The sequence below is a fragment of the Klebsiella sp. CN_Kp075 genome (assembly GCF_040065055.2).
Classification (GTDB): domain Bacteria; phylum Pseudomonadota; class Gammaproteobacteria; order Enterobacterales; family Enterobacteriaceae; genus Klebsiella; species Klebsiella aerogenes.
Map to the genome: position 1 here is coordinate 4729333 of NZ_CM198050.1, position 22791 is coordinate 4752123.

16 protein-coding genes are annotated in these 22791 nt (G+C 57.1%); 7 read left to right on the forward strand and 9 right to left on the reverse strand.

From position 1 onward, the window contains the following. Nucleotides 1–3 precede the first annotated feature (3 nt). The 5 genes from ABLV78_RS22495 to iolD form a co-directional block, all read right to left on the reverse strand. Complete coding sequence (locus ABLV78_RS22495) at nt 4–1500, reverse strand: sugar porter family MFS transporter (RefSeq protein ID WP_015368530.1); 1497 nt, start codon at nt 1498–1500, stop codon at nt 4–6. A gap of 153 nt (nt 1501–1653) precedes the next feature. Continuing rightward, nucleotides 1654–2553 (reverse strand): myo-inosose-2 dehydratase, encoded by a 900-nt coding sequence (gene iolE, locus ABLV78_RS22500; protein WP_047046183.1) that lies wholly within the window; start codon nt 2551–2553, stop codon nt 1654–1656. Nucleotides 2554–2576: 23 nt separating this feature from the next. After that, nucleotides 2577–3461 carry a sugar phosphate isomerase/epimerase family protein gene (locus ABLV78_RS22505; protein WP_047046186.1) on the reverse strand — a complete coding sequence of 295 codons (885 nt, stop codon included), beginning with the start codon at nt 3459–3461 and terminating at the stop codon, nt 2577–2579. A gap of 41 nt (nt 3462–3502) precedes the next feature. After that, nucleotides 3503–4516: a bifunctional inositol 2-dehydrogenase/D-chiro-inositol 1-dehydrogenase gene (iolG, locus tag ABLV78_RS22510; RefSeq protein WP_047046189.1), complete on the reverse strand. Its 1014-nt coding sequence runs from the start codon at nt 4514–4516 to the stop codon at nt 3503–3505. Nucleotides 4517–4563: 47 nt separating this feature from the next. Next, nucleotides 4564–6504 carry a 3D-(3,5/4)-trihydroxycyclohexane-1,2-dione acylhydrolase (decyclizing) gene (gene iolD, locus ABLV78_RS22515; protein WP_047046192.1) on the reverse strand — a complete coding sequence of 647 codons (1941 nt, stop codon included), beginning with the start codon at nt 6502–6504 and terminating at the stop codon, nt 4564–4566. A 527-nt stretch (nt 6505–7031) separates the two neighbouring features. Here iolD and ABLV78_RS22520 point away from each other — a divergent pair. Beyond that, entirely contained in the window at nt 7032–8945 is a 1914-nt protein-coding gene (locus ABLV78_RS22520) for a bifunctional 5-dehydro-2-deoxygluconokinase/5-dehydro-2-deoxyphosphogluconate aldolase (RefSeq protein ID WP_047046194.1), read from the forward strand. A gap of 148 nt (nt 8946–9093) precedes the next feature. Then, on the forward strand, nt 9094–9948 hold the full coding sequence (locus ABLV78_RS22525) for a MurR/RpiR family transcriptional regulator (RefSeq protein ID WP_015368536.1): 855 nt from the start codon (nt 9094–9096) through the stop codon (nt 9946–9948). Between the two features lie 85 nt (nt 9949–10033). On the opposite strand, the gene iolB is transcribed toward ABLV78_RS22525, so the two are convergent. Further along, nucleotides 10034–10834: a 5-deoxy-glucuronate isomerase gene (gene iolB / locus ABLV78_RS22530; protein ID WP_047046197.1), complete on the reverse strand. Its 801-nt coding sequence runs from the start codon at nt 10832–10834 to the stop codon at nt 10034–10036. Nucleotides 10835–10852: 18 nt separating this feature from the next. Continuing rightward, nucleotides 10853–12358, reverse strand: a complete 1506-nt coding sequence (locus ABLV78_RS22535; RefSeq protein ID WP_015368538.1) for a CoA-acylating methylmalonate-semialdehyde dehydrogenase — start codon at nt 12356–12358, stop codon at nt 10853–10855. Nucleotides 12359–12713: 355 nt separating this feature from the next. On the opposite strand from ABLV78_RS22535, the gene ABLV78_RS22540 reads away from it, so the two are divergent. Both ABLV78_RS22540 and ABLV78_RS22545 read left to right on the forward strand, forming a co-directional pair. Beyond that, on the forward strand, nt 12714–13535 hold the full coding sequence (locus ABLV78_RS22540) for a TIM barrel protein (RefSeq protein ID WP_047046198.1): 822 nt from the start codon (nt 12714–12716) through the stop codon (nt 13533–13535). Nucleotides 13536–13622: 87 nt separating this feature from the next. Then, complete coding sequence (locus tag ABLV78_RS22545; protein WP_047046200.1) at nt 13623–15125, forward strand: helicase HerA-like C-terminal domain-containing protein; 1503 nt, start codon at nt 13623–13625, stop codon at nt 15123–15125. Between the two features lie 142 nt (nt 15126–15267). Here ABLV78_RS22545 and lptG read toward each other — a convergent pair whose 3' ends face one another. Both lptG and lptF read right to left on the reverse strand, forming a co-directional pair. Then, nucleotides 15268–16350, reverse strand: a complete 1083-nt coding sequence (gene lptG / locus ABLV78_RS22550; protein ID WP_045394714.1) for an LPS export ABC transporter permease LptG — start codon at nt 16348–16350, stop codon at nt 15268–15270. Then, the gene (gene lptF, locus ABLV78_RS22555; RefSeq protein WP_045394713.1) at nt 16350–17447 is read right to left on the reverse strand and encodes an LPS export ABC transporter permease LptF; all 1098 of its coding nucleotides are present in this window, start codon (nt 17445–17447) and stop codon (nt 16350–16352) included. The genes lptG and lptF overlap by 1 nt, the downstream gene beginning before the upstream one ends. A gap of 390 nt (nt 17448–17837) precedes the next feature. On the opposite strand from lptF, the gene pepA reads away from it, so the two are divergent. The 3 genes from pepA to ABLV78_RS22570 all read left to right on the forward strand — a co-directional run bounded on the left by pepA (nt 17838) and on the right by ABLV78_RS22570 (nt 22769). Next, a complete protein-coding gene (pepA, locus tag ABLV78_RS22560; RefSeq protein ID WP_008807121.1) occupies nt 17838–19349 on the forward strand; it encodes a leucyl aminopeptidase in 1512 nt (503 codons plus the stop codon). A 121-nt stretch (nt 19350–19470) separates the two neighbouring features. Next, nucleotides 19471–19914, forward strand: a complete 444-nt coding sequence (gene holC / locus ABLV78_RS22565; RefSeq protein ID WP_047046203.1) for a DNA polymerase III subunit chi — start codon at nt 19471–19473, stop codon at nt 19912–19914. Then, nucleotides 19914–22769: a valine--tRNA ligase gene (locus tag ABLV78_RS22570; RefSeq protein ID WP_045394712.1), complete on the forward strand. Its 2856-nt coding sequence runs from the start codon at nt 19914–19916 to the stop codon at nt 22767–22769. The genes holC and ABLV78_RS22570 overlap by 1 nt, the downstream gene beginning before the upstream one ends. Nucleotides 22770–22791 lie beyond the last annotated feature (22 nt).

Sequence of the window (22791 nt, forward strand, 5' to 3'; positions counted from 1 at the left end):
GCCTTAGATTTTATCCGCCTGCGACGAAGCCCAGGATTTACGCGCGTAGGCTTTTCCCGCCGGGCTGGTATCCAGCTTCTCGCGCAGGTAGTGCTCGATCTGCTCAAGGCTGCGGTTGCGCGTTTCCGGCACGCATTTGATCACGAAGATCGCGCCGAAGATGCCGATTGCCGCAAAGATAAAGAAGGTTCCGGACAGGCCGACCCACGACAGTAGCATCGGGAAGAACAGCGAGATCAGGAAGTTGGCAATCCACATTGAGAACACCGCCCCGCCCATAAACATCCCGCGCATCCGGGTTGGGAAAATTTCCGACAACAGCAGCCAGGTCACCGGCGACAGCGCCCCCTGCTGGAAGCTCAGGAACAGCAGCATTCCCGCCAGTACCATATAGGCGCGCAGCGCATCCGGCTGACCATTGACCGTTTCCGGCAGCAGGTAGCTCACCGCGCCGATAAACACCAGGCAGGCGGTACAGCCGAACTGGCCGATCATGGTCATCGGGCGACGGCCTATCTTCCCCAGCATCCAGATGCCGACAAAGGTCATCAGTACCGAAACCACGCCGTTGGCAATGGTGGCGAACAGCGCGGCGTTATCGGTCATACCGACCGAGGTCAGCACCGTCGGCGCATAGTACATAATGGTATTGACGCCGGTAAGCTGCTGAATAACCGCCACGCCGATACCGATCATGAACAGCTTAAACAGCCACGGAGTCATGATTTCACGAATTTTTGGCTTACCGAGATTGCGCTGCTCGTCGAGAGTTTCCGTAATCTCCATTAGCTCCCATTCGACATCATCTTTACGCCGCGTACGCTCCAGCACCCGGCGCGCTTCCGCCAGTCGGCCTTTCATCGCGTACCAGCGCGGGGTATCCGGCATAAACATCATGCCAAACCACAGCAGCACGGCAGGCAGCGTCGCCACCGCCAGCATCCAGCGCCAGGTGCTTTCTCCGCCCCACAGCTCATGGAAGGTGGCGTTAGAGATATAGGCCAGCAGTTGACCGGAGACGATCATCAGTTCCTGCAGCGTGACCAGTTGCCCGCGTTTGTTGGCGGGCGCCATCTCAGCGATATATACCGGCACCGTTGCCGCCGCGCCGCCAACCGCTACGCCGAGAACCAGGCGGAAGAAAATCATCCAGTTGACGTCCGGCGCGAGGGCAGTACCCACCGCGCCGATCGCGAAGATCACCGCCAGCCAGAGGATGATTTTCTTTCTGCCTGCGGCGCTGGCCAGATGGCCAGAAAGCAGTGCGCCGAATGCGGCGCCGAACAGCAGCGAGCTGGTCACCAGCCCAGTGGTAAACGGCGTAAGGTGCAGTTCCTTACCCATAAACAGCAGGGCGCCGGAAATCACCCCGGTGTCGTAGCCAAAGAGTAAACCGCCTAAGGTCGCAATCAACGCAACGATCTTAACAAACGGCGTTGCCGGGGCGTCGCTATTCGGCCCCGACGCTTTATTGAGTGTGAGATATTGTTCCTGTGACATAGAAGACTCCAGTAACCTACCTTGTAGGGGGAAGATATGCTCTTGTCTGAATACAGAGGCCTCCTGCCTCACGGACGTGTCGTTCTCGTGTGGTTCTCTTGAGGTTTAGAAAAAGCAGGCCACGCAGCTGTGTGGCCCGAAATGCATCAACGATCAGATTCCTGCCGTTTCGCGGATGTACTTACGCGCCTTTACGGCGTATTCGAAGGGGTTCGCCAGCGCGGGGTCTTGTTCGGCTTCCACCACCATCCAGCCCTTGTAGCCGTAGTCATCCAGCAACTGGAAAACCGGACGGAAATCGATGGCGCCATCTCCCGGTACGGTAAAGGTGCCTTTCTTGACGCCGTCGAGGAATGAGAGCCCTTCGCGGCGCACCTGCTCAATCACCGCGGGGCGGACGTCTTTCAGATGCACGTGGTTGATGCGCGGCAGATATTTTTTCAGGATCGCCAGCATCGGCGCCTCGCCGCCCTCTGAATACCAGGCGTGACCGGTGTCATAGAGCAGGAAGACGCGTTCGTCCACCAGCGACATAAACTTGTCGATCTCCGCGGTAGTCTGAATGCCGGTGCCCATATGGTGATGCAGACAAACCTGCATCCCCTTCTCTGCCGCCAGTTTGCCAAGCGCGTTATAACCTTCGGCTACCCGCTGCCACTCTTCGTCGCTAAAGCACGGTTTTACATCGCCGAGGATCGGTTTATCGAGCCCCTGGATACTGCCGCTTTGTTCAGAGCAGCCAATCACCTTCGCGCCCATCGCATGGAGGAAATTCATGTGGTTAACGAATTCATCGATGGTTTTTTCTCTTTGGCCATTCGCGAAGAAGGTGCTGAACCAGGCGTTGCAAATCTGCATGCCGCGAATATCCAGCATCGGCTTCAGCACCGCCGGGTCGCGCGGATATTTGCTGCCGACTTCGCTGCCAGTAAACCCGGCCAGCGCCATTTCGCTGACCGTTTGCTGAAAGGTGTTTTCGCTTCCCAGCTCAGGCATATCGTCGTTAGTCCAACCGATAGGGGCGATAGCTAGTTTGACGTTGTCTTTGTTCATTTTGATGCTCCTGCCGCCGCGCCTTACCGGCGCAGCAGTTCACGTTCGATAAGTTCACGCGTTTCCACGGCCTGGTATTTCATCTTTTCCGGGTAACCAAACAGCGAGGTGCAGACGATCGGTTCACCGCCAACTTTGAAGGTCTGTTCAGCGAAGCGCATATCGCGCAGGGTGCTAAACAGAGCATTGAAATCGACATCCCCCTCGCCGACGCCGACGTGCTGGTGTACGGCGGCGTCAACGCCCGGCGGATTAACGATATAGCGGCAGTGTTTGGTGTGGTTGCGGGTATCGGCAATCAACACGTGCGACAGGTCCTGCCCGGCATAGCGCAGCATCTTCTCAACTTCACCTTTGCCTTTGTCGTAGAAAAAGGTGTGCGGTACGCTGTAGACATACTTCACGTTGTCGCTGCGGAAGGACTTAACGATATCCACCGTCTCGTTGTTTTCTTCGCAGAAGTCCCACGGATGGGCCTGGATTTCGAGGCGGATACCTTCACGTTCGAATATCGGCAGCAGCTCTTCCATCGAGCGGTAGAACATCTCTTCGCAAATTTCCGGCTGGTTAGGATCGCCGGAAAATTCGGTGTTGATAACCTGCACGCCCATCTCCACCGCCACTTCGATTAGCCGCTTCCAGTTCTTCACCGCCGCCTGTCGGCGCAGCTCATCCGGGCCAGACCAACGATAAACGCAGATGAACGAGGAGAGTTCAACGCCGTTGTCACGCAGTGCCCGCTTGTACTCGGCCATGATCTCCCGGCTGGCGCGCGGATGCTTGTAGAACGGGTTAATCTGCGGGTGCGGCGACTGCTCAATGTATTTGTAGCCCCACTCCGCCACCTGCTGGACCATTCTGGTGATCCCGAGATCGCGAATCACATCGACATCAAAAGCAATTTTCATCGTCGTTACCTGTTTGAAACGTTACGTCGGTGAAGGATGATTTAGCGTTGGTAGAATGCCGGGCACTCAGGCAGCGACACTGCTACCGGTTCGTTACACTCTTGCGCCTTCAGACAGGCGTCGGCGGCAACCGATGCCGCATAGCCGTCCCAGGCGGAAGGGCCCTGCAGCTTGCCGGCTTTAACATCATTGATGAATGCCTGCAGTTCGACGTCGTAGGCTTTGATGAAACGGTCTTTCCAGTCGGTGAGGATGGCGGTAGACAGGCTGGCGGCTTTACGCATCTCCACCGCTGATGGTTCCGGCAGGCGCGCAATGCCCATTTCGCCAACCACTTCACACTGGATGTCGTAGCCGTACTGGCAGTTCACGAAGACTTCGACGTCAATCAGAATGCCTTTTTTGGTTTCAAACGAGACGATCTGCGGGTCTTTCAGCCGCGCATGGGTATGCGAGGTCGAACGCGGGAAGCGTACTTGCACCGAACGATAATCATCGTTCAGCAGCCAGCGCAGTACGTCCAGTTCGTGGATCAGGGTGTTGGTGATCGCCATATCGGTGGTGTAGTTCTCGCCGACCGACTGGTTGCGGTGGGCGCAGCGCAGCATCAGCGGCGCGCCGATATCGCCGTCATCAATGACTTTCTTCAGCGCCAGATAGCCTTCATCGTAAGGACGCATAAAGCCGACCTGCACCAGGCGACGCCCGGCTTTCATTTCGGCATCAACGATACGGCGGCAGCCTTCCGCGCTCATCGCCAGCGGCTTCTCGCAGAACACCGGCTTACCGGCAGCGATCGCTGCCAGGGTATACTCTTCATGGGTTGGATCCCATGAGGTGACCAGCACGGCATCGACGTCGCTGGCCTTAATCACATCATGGCCGTCGGCATAGACTTCCGCCAGCACACCCGGCAGCGCCACCGCCACACGCGCGTTATCGGCATTGATATCGGATACGGCGACCACGGTCGCCCCCTGTAAGACCTGGGTGCAGCGACGGATATGTTCTTTACCGATGGCGCCTGCGCCGATGACACCTAATTTGAGTGACATGATGGTTCTCTCCGTAGTTCTGTAGGGTTCAGGGTTCGTGTTCTTTGTTAGTAATCCCGCGCCTGGGCGCGTTTTTCATTAATCATTTCAGCGACTTTACGGATGCGTTCCGACAGCGCCGTCTGCGCCACGCCGACGTTCCACCAGCTCCCGTATTTGTGGACCATGGTTTTCGGCAGCACTTTAATGTCGATAAGCGTGCTGACGGTTTCACGGCGAGCGGCATCCAGCGCATGGCGAAGCTCATCGAGGGTGGTGACCCGCCAGGTCTTGCAGCCGTAGCCGGAAGCGATCGTGGCGAAATCCACCGGCACCAGCCCGCCCTGCAGCTGGCCGTTTTCCGCCGAGCGGTAGCGGAACTCGGTGCCGAAGCTATCCATACCGTGTTCCAGCTGCAGGTTGTTGATGCAGCCGTTCGCCATGTTGTCGAGCAGAATGACGTTGATCTTCGCCCGCTCCTGCAAGGAGGTAACCAGTTCAGAGTGCAGCATCATGAAGGAGCCATCGCCGACCAGCGAATAGACCTCGCTCTGCGGCTGCGCCAGCTTCACGCCGAGAGCGGCGTTGACTTCATAACCCATGCATGAGTAGCCGTACTCGACGTGATAGGTGTTCGGCGCCCGGTTGCGCCAGACGCGTTGTAAATCCCCCGGCAGGCTGCCCGCCGCCGCCACAATGACCGCATCCGCCGCCAGCGACTCGTTCAGCAGGCCAAGAACGCTGCTTTGCGTCAGGGTAGAATCCGTGATTTGACGGAATTCGCGATATACCGATTCACGGTCAATATGGTCATCAATTTCTGGTACGAAATCCGTTTCCTGCCAGACCGCCTGATAGACGCGCTGGGTCTCTTTCATCTGCCGGCTCTGGACGCTTGCAATCTGCGCGCCCCATTCTGCCTGCCAGGGCTCGTTCGACAGCGCAGCGCTGAGCGCGCTTAGCGCCTCGCGGGCGTCCGCCAGCATTGGGATGCCGTCCAGCTTCCAGGCATCAAAATTACTGACGTTAACGTTAAGAAAGCGCACGCCAGGGGATTGGAATATCCATTTCGAGGAGGTGGTGAAATCGCTAAAGCGTGTGCCGATACCGATGACCAGATCGGCCTCTTTCGCCAACAGATTGGCAGCCAGACAGCCAGTTTCGCCAACGCCACCGACGTTCAGCGGATGCGATGAAACCACCGTGCCCTTACCGGCCTGCGTTTCCGCAAACGGAATGCCGTAACGTTCGGCGAAGCTCACCAGCGCATCGCCTGCCGCGGAATATTTCACGCCGCCGCCGCAGACGATGAGCGGTTTACGGCTGGCTTTTATTGCCGCTACCGCATCCGCCAGCTGCGCCGCGCTTGGCGGACGGCGATCCAGACGGTGGACGCGGCGGGCAAAAAAGGACTCGGGATAATCCCAGGCTTCACCCTGCACGTCCTGCGGCAGACACAAGGTGACGGCGCCGGTTTCCGCCGGATCCGTCAGCACGCGCATGGCATTAATGCAGGCGCTCATGAGCTGTTCCGGGCGGGTAATACGATCCCAGTACTTACTCACCGCGCGAAATGCGTCGTTAGTCGTGATACTCAGATCGTAGCTCTGTTCGATTTGCTGCAGTACCGGGTCCGGCTGGCGGGTGGCGAATACATCGCCCGGCAGTAATAACAGCGGGATACGGTTGGCCGTAGCCGTCGCCGCGGCGGTGATCATGTTGGCCGCCCCGGGGCCGATGGATGAAGTACAGGCTATAATCTGCCGACGCAGCGACTGGCGAGCAAAGCCGGTCGCCGCATGCGCCATTCCTTGTTCATTACGCCCCTGATAAACCCGCAGCTCGCCGCGGTTTTCTTCCAGCGCCTGGCCTAAGCCCAACACGTTGCCGTGACCAAAAATAGCGAAAATCCCTTTCACGAATTTCTGCGCTTCGCCGTCCACCTCCAGATACTGGTTATCAAGGAACTTCACCAGCGCCTGCGCCATTGTCAGTCTCAGTTTGCCCATGTTGCCTAATCCTTATCGTTCAGTATTTGTCGTGTGAGTTAGCGCTTTGCTCGCCAAAGAAGATGGCGTAGGTGCGGGAAAGCCGTTAACGTCCACTGGAATATTTTTGGATTATAGGCAAACATTTTTTTCATTAAACACAAATACAGAAGAAATGTTTCATTTTGCGAGAAGGATCAAACTCTCTACCCATTTCACACGTTTCACTTACATCTCCTTCGCGAGAAGGCTTCCAAACAAAAGAGGAAAAACAAAATTATCTACATGAAAATTATGGATAATATTGATATTAAAAAAAGGGGAACATGGGTAAACGGGACGCAGACAGCATGTATGAGCAGGCAGCTGCTCAGCCGCGCAGAGTGGTAGATCCTTCACACTTTTGGTTTTTTAATTTCGATTAGATTTGAAAATGAAATATTTATTTCTCAAACTAGAGATAACCAATAACCATCAGGCTGTTCACGGCAGACCGTCACTCGAGCGACCTTCTCCTGGCAGCAAATATGCAAAAGGAAACCCAAGCGATGAATGCAGCAGTTAAGCGGCTCGACGTCATCTGTATTGGCCGGGTGGCCGTCGATCTCTACGCCCAGCAGATAGGGGCAAGGTTGGAAGATGTGGCGAGTTTCGCCAAATATCTCGGCGGCTCCTCAGGCAACGTCGCCTTTGGCACCGCGATTCAGGGGTTGAAATCAGCAATGCTGGCCCGCGTTGGCGATGAACACAACGGTCGCTTCCTGCGTGAAACCCTCAGCCGCGCAGGGGTCGATACCGAATACCTGATCACTGATAAAGACCGGCTGACCGCATTGGTGATGCTGGGAATCAAGGATCAGGATACCTTTCCGCTGATTTTCTACCGTGACAACTGCGCCGATATGGCGCTGACGCCTGACGATATTAATGAACAGTACATCGCTTCTTCCCGCGCTCTGGCGGTGACCGGCACGCATCTTTCACATGCCAATACCCGCGAAGCGGTGCTGAAAGCGCTGGAATACGCCCGCCGCCACGGTCTGCGTACCGCACTGGATATCGACTATCGCCCGGTGCTGTGGGGGCTGACTTCACTTGGCGACGGTGAAACGCGTTTCATTGAATCCGGACCGGTGACCCGCCAGCTGCAGGAAGTTCTGCATCTGTTCGATTTAGTCGTGGGCACCGAAGAGGAGTTTCATATTGCCGGCGGCAGTACCGACACCCTCACCGCGCTGAAAAACGTGCGCCACGCCACTAACGCGACGCTGGTCTGCAAGCGCGGGCCGATGGGTTGCGTGGTGCTGGAAGGCGCGATCCCGGATAGCTGGGATAGCGTCCCGCTGCAGCAGGGCGTTCGCGTCGAGGTGCTTAACGTGCTCGGCGCCGGCGACGCCTTTATGTCCGGCCTGCTGCGCGGCTGGCTGAATGATGAAGGCTGGGAACAGGCCTGCCGCTACGCCAACGCCTGCGGCGCGCTGGTGGTTTCGCGCCACGGCTGCGCGCCGGCGATGCCGACGAAAGTCGAACTTGATGATTATCTATCGCGGGCAGATGCCGTTCCGCGCCCGGATATCGATGCGCGGCTCAATCACTTGCACCGGGTGACCAGCCGCCGCCAGCCGTGGCCAGAGCTATGTATCTTCGCCTTTGACCACCGCAAACAACTGGCGGACCTGGCGTTAGAAACCGGCCGCGATCCGGCCTGCATTCCCCGGCTCAAGCTGCTACTGTTGGCAGCCGCCGAAGCCGCAGCCGCTGAGGCCGGGCTTGAACAGCGTAGCGGTATCCTGGCCGACGGCACCTACGGCCAGCGTGCGCTTAACGCCATTACCGGTAAAGGCTGGTGGATCGGTCGGCCAATTGAGCTCCCCAGCTCGCGTCCGCTGCGCCTTGAGCACGGTAATATTGGCTCACAACTGATCGACTGGCCGCTTGAGCACGTCGTCAAATGTCTGGTCTTTTACCATCCGGACGATCCGGCGGCGCTGCGCGCCGAGCAGGACGCGCTGCTGCTTGAAGTCTGGCAGGCCTGTAATAAGTCCGGACACGAGCTGCTATTGGAAGTGATCCTGCCGGAGAACGGACCGGACAAAGACGAACGCCACTACCACACTATGCTGGAGCACTTCTATCAGTTGGGGATCCAGCCGGACTGGTGGAAACTGCCGCCGCTGGCCAGCGCCCAGTGGGAGCGGATCTCAGCGCTTATCGAGCGCGAAGATCCATGGTGCCGGGGCATCCTGCTCCTGGGGCTGGATGCCCCATCGGATCGCCTGCGTTCAGGTTTCGCCGAAGCGGCCGGATACCCGATGATCAAGGGTTTTGCCGTCGGCCGCACCATCTTTGGCCAGCCTTCGCGCCGCTGGATGCAGGGCGAACTGGATGACGCCACGCTAATCGATGAAGTGAAGCGTAACTATTTGCGGCTCATCGGCTACTGGCGCGAAGCGCGCGGCTAACCTCCTTCAGGCCCGCCTCTTCCTTGAAAATGGCGGGCCTGCGGTTTCTTCGTGAAATGAATCGCGTATTTCATCGCAAAAAATGAAAAATTCGCTTCATTTGGTACACTGGAAGCCATATTCCTTCCATTTTCTCAGAGCGCAACTTATGGCTAATAATCCGACCCAACTGACCATCCTGCAGGATGAAATCAGACGGCGCTACGACACGCTCAGCAAACGTCTGAAGCAGGTGGCGCGCTATATACTGGATAACAGTAATAGCGTTGCTTTCGATACCGTAGCCTCCATTGCGCAACAGGCTGACGTTCCGCCCTCAACGCTGATTCGCTTCGCTAACGCCTTTGGCTTTAGCGGCTTTAACGAAATGAAGCAGATGTTCAGGCAGCATCTGATGGAAGAGACCGCCAACTACACCGAGCGCGCGCGTCTGTTCCGCCAGACCACTAACGACGAAACGACGCCGCCGGAAACGCCGACGGAAATCCTCAACATGTTCAGCATGGTCAATACCCAGGCGCTGCAGCAACTGGCAATGCAGACCTCCGGCGAAGACCTCAACCGCGCGGTAGATTTACTGGCGGATGCGGAAAATATCTATGTCATCGGCCTGCGTCGCTCGTTCAGCGTCGCCTCTTACCTGACCTACGCGCTGCGCCATCTGGATCGCAAAGCCTTCCTGATCGACGGCCTCGGCGGGATGTTCACCGAGCAGCTCAGTCTGGTGGGGCCGAAGGATGTGGTTGTGGCGGTGAGTTTCTCGCCCTACGCCCGTGAAGTGGTGGAGCTGGTTGAGCTTGGCGCCCAGCGCAAGGCGCGACAAATCGCCATTACCGATAGCCAGGTAAGCCCGCTTGCCGCCTTCAGTGATGTGTGCTTTGTGGTGCGTGAAGCGCAGGTAGATGGTTTCCGTTCGCAGGTGGCCTCGCTGTGCCTGGCGCAGACGTTGGCGGTATCGCTGGCATTGAATAGCAGCAAAGAGCCGCAGCAGCACCGCGCCTGATTACCCGTTGCGCTACGCTGTAAACAACGGCAATCAACAGACAAAAAAGCCGGGGACATCCCCGGCTTTTCTCGTTTATCGCGCACTATGAATAGCGATCGCTGTTGATCCAGGCGTGATCGTCTTCCCAGGTAAATAGCCACTTACGATCCGGCCCCGCCATTACGTTCAGATAGTAGCTGTTGTAACCGGCGATCGCCGCTACCGGATGGTAGCCGCGCGGCACCATCACCACATCATGGTTATAGGGCGCCATACAGGCATCCAGGCTGCGGTCATCGGTGTACACTCGCTGAAAGGCAAAGCCTTGCGGCGGATCGAAGCGGTGGTAGTAGGTCTCTTCCAGCTGGGTTTCCTGCCCCGGCAGCGCGGTATCGTGCTTGTGCGATGGCCAGGAGCTGGTCGCCCCTTCTTCGGTGTAGACTTCCACCACCAGCAGGCAATCCGCCTGCGCATTATCCGGCAGAATATTGTGCACCAGGCGCTGGTTGCGCCCTTTACCGCGATGCTCTACGCCGACATCCTCAGGCCGTATCACTCGCGCCGGGAAGCTGCCTTTGCCCGGCGCGCTGCAAACCGCCAGCTCAAGATCGGAATCTGCAGTGACCTCGACCTTATCGTGCGGCGGCACATAGACCGACCACGGCGGCGTACGCTCGAATGGCGACATGCGTTTACCAAGGTCGGGAAAATCGGCGTGCTGAGTTTTGATCGAGGCCAGCCCGGAAACCAGTACCAGACATAGCTCACGCTCGCCGCTCTCCAGGGTCACGGTTTGCCCCTGTTTTAACATCCAGACATCAAAGCCAATATACTGCCACCCCGCGCTCTGCGGGGTGATGTGCTGGATATGTCCCTCTTTTTGCGCTTTAGCCAATAACGACATAGCGTTCTCCTTCGCCGATTAACCTAACGTCGGCATACTGAATTCAGATACGGTTTGCTGCCCCTGCGGCCAGCGCACGGTGGCAGTTTTCATACGGGTATAGAAGCGGACGCCGTCCGGCCCGTGGACGTTCAGCGCGCCAAATACCGAGCGCTTCCAGCCGCCGAAGCTATGGAAGGCCATCGGCACCGGCACCGGTACGTTGACGCCAACCATGCCGGCCTGTACGTCATGGACGAACTCGCGGGCGGTATGGCCGTTGCTGGTAAAGACGGCGCTGCCGTTGCCAAATTCATGGCTGTTAACCAGCGCCAGCGCACTTTGGTAATCAGCGACGCGAACGATCCCCAGCACCGGACCAAATATCTCTTCGCGCCAGATGGTCATTTCCGGAGTGACGTGGTCAAACAGCGTACCGCCAACGTAATATCCGTCCTCATGGCCAGCCACGCGCAGCCTGCGGCCATCCACCACCAACGACGCCCCCTCGCTGACGCCCTTATCAATATAGCCGAGTACTTTTTTCTGATGCGCTTCGGATACCACCGGCCCCATTTCGTTTTCGTCTTTGCCGCGCAGGCAGCCGGGACCGACTTTCAGCGACTCAACTAATGGTTTCAGGCGGGCGATTAACTTATCTGCGGTCTCGTCACCGACGGCCACCACTACCGGCAGGGCCATACAGCGCTCGCCAGCGGAACCATACGCGCCGCCCATAATGGCATTCACGGTCGCATCAAGATCGGCGTCCGGCATCACGATGGCATGGTTTTTCGCCGCGCCAAACGCCTGGACGCGTTTTCCGTGAGCGCTGGCGGTTTTATAGATATATTCCGCCACGCCGGAGGAGCCGACAAAGCTGACGGCGGCAATACGCGGGTCGGTATAAAGCTGCTCGGCATCTTCATTGCTGCAATGGATGACGTTAAAGACGCCATCCGGCAGACCGGCTTCTTTCAGTAACTCAGCCATGCGTACCGCCGCGGTTGGCGCCAGCGCCGGTGGTTTCAGCACGAAGCTGTTGCCGCAGGCCAGCGCGATGGGGAACATCCACATCGGCACCATCGCCGGGAAATTAAACGGCGTTATCCCCGCCACCACGCCCAGCGGCTGCATGAGCGAATAGCTGTCGACGCCGGTACCCACGTCGGAAGAAAACTCACCTTTAATGAGATGCGGAATACCGCAGGCGAACTCAACCACTTCCATGCCGCGGGTCAGCTCGCCCAACGCATCGGACCACACTTTGCCGTGCTCGCTAACGATAATTCCCGCCAGTTCATCGACGTGCTGTTCGAGCAGCATTTTAAAATTGAACAGCACGCGGGCGCGGCGCAGCGGCGTGGTGCGGGACCAGCTGTCAAAAGCGTCGCGAGCGACCTGGATTGCGTCGGAAACCTCCTGCGCGGTGGAAAGCGTGACTTCGCGAACTACATCGCCAGTGGCCGGGTCGTACACCGGCATCGTTTCGCGGCTGCTGCTGGTTACCGTTTTCCCACCAATAAAGTTACCTGTGATAGTCATCTTCTCGCCTCATAGTGTAGAAGGCCGTTCAAGTTACGGCCCGTCGCTGATTGTGCTGTGCTATAACCGTAGTAAAATGAAATTTATATTTCAATAAACAGATAAAATGAAATTCCACTTTGGTGATAGCTGTCGCATTTTTCAGCAAGCCTCTCTCTATGTGATTTCATATCACAGCAGTATAGAAGGTGAGATTTTATGCGGTTAGCTTTGATGTAAACCATGAAATGGCGCAGCAACTATTTTGCGATCGTGCTCAAATAACCATCATTTCATCCATTGCCAATGATGAAATAAACATTTTAACTACCTGACAATCGAACTAAACCAGTCAACATCTTGTCAGGAGTGTCAAATGGCCATTGCCCTGCAGCGTTTCTGTATCAATCGTAAAATTGCGCCGTCGCTCAGCATTGAGGCGTTTTTCCGTCTGGTGAGCGAACTCGGGCTGCGTAAGGTCGAGCTGCGAAATGATTTACCCAGCGGTAAAGTCACCGACGCGCTCACCTACCAGCAGGTGCGCAGGCTGGCCGACCGTTACCAGCTTGAAATTCTGACGATCAACGCCGTCTATCCCTTCAACCGCCACAGCGCTGAAGTACGTCAACTGACGGAGTCGCTGCTAAAAGAGGCGCAGGCTATTGGCGCCAAATCGCTGGTGATGTGCCCGTTAAACGATGGCGCCACCGTAGCGCCGCAAGAAACGCTTGCCGCTATGCGCGAGCTGGCGCCGCTGTTCGAACAATATGGCATTCAGGGCCTGGTCGAGCCGCTGGGCTTCCCACAAAGTTCGCTGCGCTCGGCGGCGCAGGCGCAGGCGCTTATTCGCGACGCCCAGGTACCGTTTAAACTGTTAATTGATACTTTCCACCACCACCTCTATCCACAAGCTGAAGAGGAATTCAGCCAGCTGGACGTTGCTGAGATAGGTCTGGTTCACCTCTCCGGCGTTGACGATCCCCGCCCGCGAGAACAGTTGACCGACGACGAGCGCATCATGCTGACACCACAAGATAGGCTGCTGACCTGCCAGCAGGTAAAACATCTCGAAGCCCGCGGATATCGTGGCGATTACGCCTTCGAGCCTTTCGCCCCGCAGCTGGCGTCATGGCGTGAAGAGGATATTCGCCGCGAGATTGAACAGAGCATTGCGCTGATTCAACGCCACTGCGCGTGAGATTAAACGTTGAGAGTTATCGATTTCCTCCCTCTTTTTGCTGTCAGGTTGCCTATAATCGACGCAGGATAAATGGAGGAATCGATCATGAGCTCACCCCTGCTAATTGCACGCACGCTGGACAAACAGCTCCACCTGCTGCCGGCAATGGCCAACCGTCACGGCTTAATTACCGGCGCCACCGGCACCGGTAAAACCGTTACTCTGCAAAAGCTGGCGGAGTCGTTTTCTGAGATCGGCGTGCCGGTCTTTATGGCCGATGTGAAAGGCGACCTGACCGGTATCGCGGAGGCAGGCCAGAGCTCTGAGAAACTTCAGGCGCGTCTGGAAAAAATCGGCGTTACCGACTGGGAGCCGCACGCCAACCCGGTGGTTGTTTGGGATATCTTTGGTGAAAAGGGCCACCCGGTGCGCGCCACGGTGTCTGACCTCGGCCCCCTGCTGCTCGCCCGCTTGCTCAACCTGAATGAAGTACAAAGCGGCGTGCTGAACATTATTTTCCGTATCGCTGACGATCGCGGTCTGCTGCTGCTCGACTTTAAAGATCTTCGCGCCATTACCCAGTTTATTGGCGATAACGCCAAAGCTTTCCAGAATCAGTACGGCAACATCAGCAGCGCGTCGGTAGGCGCTATCCAACGTGGTCTGTTGACCCTGGAGCAGCAAGGCGCAGAGCACTTCTTCGGCGAACCGATGCTGGATATTCAGGACTGGATGCGTGTCGATGCCAGCGGTAAAGGGGTGATTAATATCCTCAGCGCCGAAAAGCTCTATCAGATGCCAAAGCTGTACGCCGCCAGCCTGCTGTGGATGCTCTCCGAACTCTACGAGCGCCTGCCGGAAGCCGGCGACCTCGAAAAACCGAAGCTGGTGTTCTTCTTCGACGAAGCCCACCTGCTGTTTAACGATGCGCCGCAGGTACTGCTGGATAAAATCGAGCAGGTGATTCGCCTTATCCGTTCTAAAGGGGTCGGCGTCTATTTTGTCTCGCAGAATCCGTCGGATATCCCGGATGCCGTGCTCGGCCAGTTGGGCAACCGCGTGCAGCATGCCCTGCGAGCCTTTACCCCGAAGGATCAAAAAGCTGTGAAGACCGCCGCCCAGACCATGCGCGCCAATCCGGCGTTCAGTACCGAGCAGGCCATTCAGGAGCTCGGTACCGGCGAAGCGCTGATCTCCTTCCTCGACGAAAAAGGCAGTCCGTCGGTAGTTGAGCGTGCGATGGTCATCGCCCCATGTTCACGGATGGGGCCGGTCAGCGATGATGAGCGTAATGGCCTGATTAACCACTCGGCGCTATACGGCAAGTATGAAGAAGAGATTGACCGCGAGTCGGCCTTCGAAATGTTGCAAAAAGGGGTGCAGGTCGCCACAGAGCAGCAGTCGGCGCCGCCGGCAAAAGGCCAACAAAGCGGCGATGACGACGGGCTGCTCGGCGGACTGAAAGATATTCTGTTCGGCACAACCGGCCCGCGCGGCGGTAAACGAGACGGTATCGTACAGACCGCGGCCAAAAGCGCCGTACGTCAGGTCACCAACCAGATTGTCCGCGGCATGCTGGGCAGCCTGCTTGGCGGAAGGCGCCGTTGACGTCAGTGTCGAGCCCCGGATTGCGGCGCGCTGCGTCCGATCCGGGCGACAACAATACAGGGCATTACACTGCGGATAGCCACTCAAACGGCAGGCACAAAAAACCCGGCGTTGCTTGCGCTTGGCCGGGTCATTTATCGAACTACGCTTTTCTCATCATCAGCCAAAGGCTTATCAGGAAGAAGCTTGCGCTTGGCAGCAGCGCGCCGATGATTGGCGGTATGCCGTAAACCAACGTCAGTGGGCCAAATATCTGGTCGAGGACGTAGAAGATAAAGCCGAAGCTAATCCCGGTTACGACCCTCACCCCCATCGCCACGCTCCGCAATGGACCAAAAATAAACGACAGCGCCATCAGCATCATCACGGCCACCGACAGCGGCTGGAAGATTTTGCTCCACATGTTGAGCTGGTAACGGCCCGGATCCTGACCGCTGGACTTCAGATAGGTCACGTAGTTATGCAGGCCGCTGATTGACAGCGCATCCGGATCCAGCGCAACCACGCCGAGTTTGTCCGGCGTTAGTTTGGTCTTCCAGGTACCGCTGACCATCTGGGTACCGGTTACCTGCTTCGGATCGGTCAGGTCGGACTCATCAACCTGCGACAGACGCCAAACCTTAGCTTCATTATCAAACTTAGCGGAAGCGGCATAGCGAACCGATTGCAGACGACGGTTATCGTTAAACTGGTAGATGCTCACCCCGCCCAGCTCATCGTTGCCCTTCACCCGCTCAATGTAGACAAAATTATGCCCGTCTTTCGCCCACAAACCCTGCTGGGTCGACAGCAGCGAACCGCCGTACATCTGCTGCGCACGGTAGTTGCGCGCCATCTGTTCGCCCTGCGGCGCCACCCATTCACCCATCGCCATGGTCAACAACACCAGCGGGATCGCCGTTTTCATCACCGCCAGCGCCACCTGCATACGGGTAAAGCCGGAAGCCTGCATCACCACCAGCTCGCTACGCTGCGCCAGCATCCCCAGCCCCAGCAAAGCCCCAAGCAGGGCCGCCATTGGGAAGAAGATTTGCACATCTTTTGGCACGCTGAGAATAGTATAGAGTCCTGCTCCCAGCGCATCATAGCTGCCCTGCCCGGCTTTTTTCAGCTGGTCGACAAACTTAATAATGCCGGAGAGCGACACCAGCATGAACAGCGTCATCATGATGGTGTTAAAAATGGTTTTACCGATATAGCGGTCAAGTACGCCAAACGCCTGCATCACACCGCTCCTTTATTAAACCGGGCACGGAAACGACGCATCGGCACCGTATCCCACAGGTTAAGCAGCACCGCCAGCGCGAAGTAGAGCAGGTTCACGCCCCACATCCAGATGGCGGGGTCCATTTTGCCTTTACCCGCGTTCGATTTGATCGACGTTTGCAGCAGGAAGAACACCAGATACAGCAGCATCGCCGGCAGCATAGACAGCACGCGGCCCTGACGCGGGTTCACCACGCTGAGCGGGACAACCATCAGCGCCATCATGAACACCGCCGCCACCAGCGTGAAGCGCCAGTGCAGTTCGGCGCGGGCGCGATCGGTGTCGGTACGCCACAGGGTGCGCATATTCATCTGTTCGGTGTCGCTGGGATCGGCCGCTACCGCCTGATGGCCAATAACCGCCTGGTAATTTTTAAAGTCGGTAATACGGAAATCGCGCAGCATCGCCGTGCCTTCAAAACGCGTCCCCTGGGTCATGGTGACCACCTGGGAGCCGTCTTTTTTCTGCGACAGCTCGCCGGAGTCCGCCACCACCACGGAAGGACGCGCGTTGCCTTTAGGCCGCAGTTGCGCCAGGAACACGTCGTTGAAGCGGTTGCCGTTGACGTTTTCGATAAACAGCACCGCGCTGCCGTCGCTGGCCTGCTGGAACTGGCCCTGAGCCAGCGCCGCCATTCCAGGGTTAGCTTTGGCTTCCGCCAGTACTTCGTCCTGATGGCGCGACGACCACGGCCCCGCCCACATCACGTTGACCGCCGCGACGGCGCCGGTAAACAGGGCGAGGATCATCGCCGCCTTAATCAATACGGCTTTACTTAAGCCGCAGGCGTGCATCACCGTAATTTCACTTTCGGTATACAGTTTGCCGAGCGTCATCAACAGCCCGAGGAAAAGACTCAGGGGCAGAATGAGCTGCGCCATTTCCGGTACGCCCAGCCCTAACAGTGAGAGCACCAGGTTGGTCGGGATATCGCCATCTACCGCGGCGCCGAGGATCCTGACGAGTTTCTGACAGAAGAAAATCAGCAACAGGATGAATAGGATCGCCAACTGGCTTTTCAGCGTCTCACGAACCAGATATCTTATGATTATCACTATAAATACGCCCGTAAAAACCCGTCTTATTGCAGGAAAATTGCTTGTTTCATGGCTTAAACGTCATTTATTCTCTTTTGTCGTCGAAAACATCGCTAAGATTAAATGACTCATCGGTTCTGCGTATCAGGATCTTTTCTGACGAACCAAAGCCGTAATAACGTTAAGATTAACACGAAGTCACCGCAACAGCGGACATGAGTTACGAAAGCTTGCAATTATATACTCAATGGATTTCGAGTTGTAGAAAGGCGGCAGGACTGTGAAGCCCCGGTGCGGCATCAGCCAGCGTCAGGGGTAAGCAGGCGTAGCCAACGCATCTGCAACTGGAAAGGCGACGAGTATAGCCGTAGCCACCACTGTTGTCTTTAAGATTCAGGAGCATAGTGCATGGAGTTCAGTGTAAAAAGCGGTAGCCCGGAGAAGCAGCGGAGTGCCTGTATCGTGGTCGGCGTCTTCGAACCACGTCGCCTCTCCCCCATCGCCGAACAACTCGATAAAATCAGCGACGGTTACATCAGCGCCCTGCTGCGTCGCGGCGAGCTCGAAGGCAAGCCTGGCCAGACCTTGTTACTGCACCATGTGCCGAACATCCTGTCTGAGCGCATTCTGCTCATCGGCTGTGGTAAAGAGCGCGAACTGGATGAACGTCAGTATAAACAAGTTATTCAGAAAACCATTAATACTCTGAATGACACTGGTTCGATGGAAGCCGTCTGCTTCCTGACCGAACTGCACGTTAAAGGTCGCAACAACTACTGGAAAGTTCGCCAGGCCGTTGAAACCGCCAAAGAGACGCTGTACAGCTTCGATCAGTTGAAGACCAACAAAAGCGAGCCGCGTCGTCCGCTGCGTAAAATGGTCTTCAACGTGCCGACTCGCCGCGAGCTCACCAGCGGCGAACGCGCCATTCAACATGGCCTGGCGATCGCAGCCGGTATCAAAGCGGCAAAAGACCTCGGCAACATGCCGCCAAATATCTGTAACGCGGCTTACCTTGCTTCCCAAGCGCGCCAGCTGGCCGACACCTACAGCAAGAACGTCATCACCCGCGTAATCGGCGAGCAGCAGATGCGCGAGCTGGGGATGAACTCCTATCTCGCCGTCGGTAACGGTTCGCAGAACGAGTCGCTGATGTCGGTCATCGAGTATAAAGGCAACCCGTCTGAAGACGCGCGCCCTATCGTGCTGGTCGGTAAAGGCCTGACCTTCGACTCCGGCGGTATCTCCATCAAGCCTGCCGAAGGCATGGACGAGATGAAGTACGACATGTGCGGCGCGGCGGCGGTTTACGGCGTAATGCGAATGGTTGCCGAGTTACAGCTGCCGCTAAACGTCATCGGCGTGCTGGCGGGCTGTGAAAACATGCCTGGCGGCCGCGCGTATCGCCCGGGCGATGTTCTGACCACCATGTCCGGACAGACCGTTGAAGTGCTGAATACCGATGCCGAAGGCCGTCTGGTGCTGTGCGACGTATTGACCTACGTTGAGCGCTTCGAACCGGAAGCGGTTATCGATGTCGCAACGCTGACCGGCGCCTGCGTGATTGCCCTCGGCCATCACATCACCGGCCTGATGTCGAACCATAACCCGCTGGCTCATGAGCTGATCGGCGCCTCCGAACTGGCCGGCGACCGCGCATGGCGTCTGCCGCTGGCCGACGAGTTCCAGGATCAGCTGGAGTCCAACTTTGCGGATATGGCCAACATCGGCGGCCGTCCTGGTGGCGCGATTACCGCTGGCTGCTTCCTGTCACGCTTCACCCGCAAGTACAACTGGGCACACCTCGACATCGCCGGTACCGCCTGGCGTTCCGGGAAGGCCAAAGGCGCAACCGGTCGTCCGGTGGCGCTGCTGTCTCAGTTCCTGCTCAATCGTGCGGGTTTTAACGGCGAAGAGTGATTGCCGTCTGATGCCCGGTGGCGCTACGCTTACCGGGCCTACGGAAAGATGCCGTTTGTAGGCCGGGTAAGCGTAGCGCCACCCGGCTTTGCATTTAAATCCACAACAAGAAGCCCCATATATGAAAAACGCAACGTTCTATCTTCTGGACAACGAAGACACCATCGACGAGCTCAGCGCCGTCGAACAGCTGGTGTGTGAAATTGCCGCAGAACGTTGGCGCAACGGCAAGCGCGTACTGATCGCCTGTGAAGATGAACAGCAGGCTATTCGCCTCGACGAAGCGCTGTGGACGCGGCCGCCGGAGAGCTTTGTGCCGCATAACCTGGCGGGCGAAGGTCCGAGAGGCGGCGCGCCGGTAGAAATTGCCTGGCCGCAAAAGCGCAACAGCAGTCCGCGGGATATTCTTATCAGCCTGCGGCTAAACTTTGCAGATTTTGCCACCGCTTTCACAGAAGTGATAGACTTTGTCCCTTACGAAGATTCTCTGAAACAACTGGCGCGCGAACGCTATAAAGCGTACCGCATGGCTGGTTTCAACCTGAACACGGCAACCTGGAAATAATGGAAAAGACATACAACCCACAAGATATCGAACAGCCGCTTTACGAGCACTGGGAAAAGCAGGGCTATTTCAAACCGAATGGTGATGAAAGCCAGGAGAGCTTCTGCATCATGATCCCGCCGCCGAACGTCACCGGCAGTTTGCATATGGGTCATGCCTTCCAGCAAACCATCATGGATACCATGATTCGCTACCAGCGCATGCAGGGTAAAAACACCCTGTGGCAAGCCGGTACCGACCACGCGGGTATCGCCACCCAGATGGTGGTTGAGCGTAAGATTGCCGCTGAAGAAGGTAAAACCCGCCACGACTACGGTCGCGATGCCTTCATCGATAAAATCTGGCAGTGGAAAGCGGAATCCGGCGGCACTATTACCCGCCAGATGCGCCGCCTCGGCAACTCCGTAGACTGGGAGCGCGAGCGCTTCACAATGGACGAAGGCCTGTCCAACGCGGTGAAAGAGGTCTTCGTTCGCCTGTACAAAGAAGACCTGATTTATCGCGGCAAGCGCCTGGTGAACTGGGACCCGAAACTGCGCACCGCCATTTCCGACCTCGAAGTAGAGAACCGCGAATCGAAAGGTTCCATGTGGCACATCCGCTATCCGCTGGCCGATGGCGCGAAAACCGCTGACGGTAAAGATTACCTGGTGGTCGCCACCACTCGTCCGGAAACCCTGCTGGGCGATACCGGCGTGGCCGTAAACCCGGAAGACCCGCGCTACAAAGACCTGATTGGTAAATTCGTGGTGCTGCCGCTGGTTAACCGCCGCATTCCGATTGTTGGCGACGAACACGCCGATATGGAAAAAGGCACCGGCTGCGTGAAAATCACCCCGGCGCACGACTTTAACGACTACGAAGTTGGCCGCCGTCATCAGCTGCCGATGATTAATATTTTGACCTTTGATGGCGACATCCGCGAAAGCGCGGAAGTCTATGACACCAAAGGCAATGAATCCGACGTTTATTCCAACGAGATCCCGGCTGAATTCCAGAAGATGGAACGTTTTGCCGCGCGTAAAGCGATGGTTGCCGCCGTCGACGCGCTGGGCCTGCTGGAAGAAATCAAACCGCACGACCTGACCGTGCCTTACGGCGACCGCGGCGGCGTGGTTATCGAACCGATGCTGACCGACCAGTGGTACGTGCGTGCCGACGTGCTGGCCAAGCCTGCAGTTGAAGCCGTTGAGAATGGCGACATTCAGTTCGTGCCGAAGCAGTACGAAAACATGTACTTCTCCTGGATGCGCGATATTCAGGATTGGTGTATTTCCCGTCAGCTGTGGTGGGGTCACCGCATCCCGGCATGGTATGACAACGACGGCAACGTCTACGTTGGCCGTAGCGAAGATGAAGTGCGTCAGGAAAACAACCTGAGCGCCGACGTTGCCCTGCGTCAGGACGAAGATGTTCTGGATACCTGGTTCTCTTCCGCGCTATGGACCTTCTCCACCCTCGGTTGGCCGGAAAACACCGACGCGCTGCGTCAGTTCCACCCGACCAGCGTGATGGTGTCCGGCTTCGACATTATCTTCTTCTGGATTGCCCGCATGATCATGATGACCATGCACTTCATCAAAGATGAAAACGGCAAGCCGCAGGTTCCGTTTAAGACCGTCTACATGACCGGCCTTATCCGCGACGACGAAGGCCAGAAGATGTCCAAATCCAAGGGTAACGTCATTGACCCGCTGGATATGGTTGACGGCATCACCTTGCCGGAGCTGCTGGAGAAACGTACCGGCAACATGATGCAGCCGCAACTGGCGGAAAAAATCCGCAAGCGTACCGAGAAACAGTTCCCGAACGGCATCGAGCCGCACGGCACTGACGCCCTGCGCTTTACCCTGGCGGCGCTGGCCTCTACCGGCCGCGACATCAACTGGGATATGAAGCGTCTGGAAGGTTACCGTAACTTCTGCAACAAGCTGTGGAACGCCAGCCGCTTCGTGCTGATGAATACCGAAGATCAGGATTGCGGTTTCAACGGCGGCGAGATGGTGCTGTCCCTGGCCGACCGCTGGATCCTGGCTGAATTCAACCAGACCGTGAAAGCGTACCGCGAAGCGCTGGATAACTTCCGCTTCGATATCGCCGCGGGCATCCTGTATGAGTTCACCTGGAACCAGTTCTGCGACTGGTACCTCGAACTGACCAAACCGGTCATGAACGGTGGCAGCGAAGCGGAACTGCGCGGCACTCGCCATACGCTGGTGACCGTGCTGGAAGGTCTGCTGCGCCTGGCGCATCCGATCATCCCGTTCATCACGGAAACCATCTGGCAGCGCGTGAAGGTCATTTGCGGTATTAACGCTGACACCATCATGCTGCAGCCGTTCCCGCAGTATGAGGCTTCTCAGGTTGATGAAGCGGCGCTGGCGGATACCGAATGGCTGAAGCAGGCGATCGTTGCCGTACGTAACATCCGGGCGGAAATGAATATTGCTCCGGGTAAGCCGCTGGAACTGCTGCTGCGCGGCTGCAGCAAAGATGCCGAGCGCCGTGTTAACGACAACCGTAGCTTCCTGCTGAACCTGGCGCGTCTGGAAAGCATCACCGTTCTGCCTGCCGATGATAAAGGTCCGGTTTCCGTGACTAAGATTATCGACGGCGCCGAGTTGCTGATCCCGATGGCGGGCCTTATCGACAAAGAAGCCGAGCTGGCGCGTCTGGCGAAAGAAGTGGCGAAAGTCGAAGCGGAAATCGGCCGTATCGAAAGCAAGCTGTCCAATGAAGGTTTTGTGGCCCGCGCGCCGGAAGCGGTTATCGCCAAAGAGCGTGAGAAGCTGGAAGGTTACGCGGAAGCGAAAGCGAAACTGATTGAACAGCAGGCGGTGATCGCCGCGCTGTAATAACTCGCCAAAGCATAAAAAG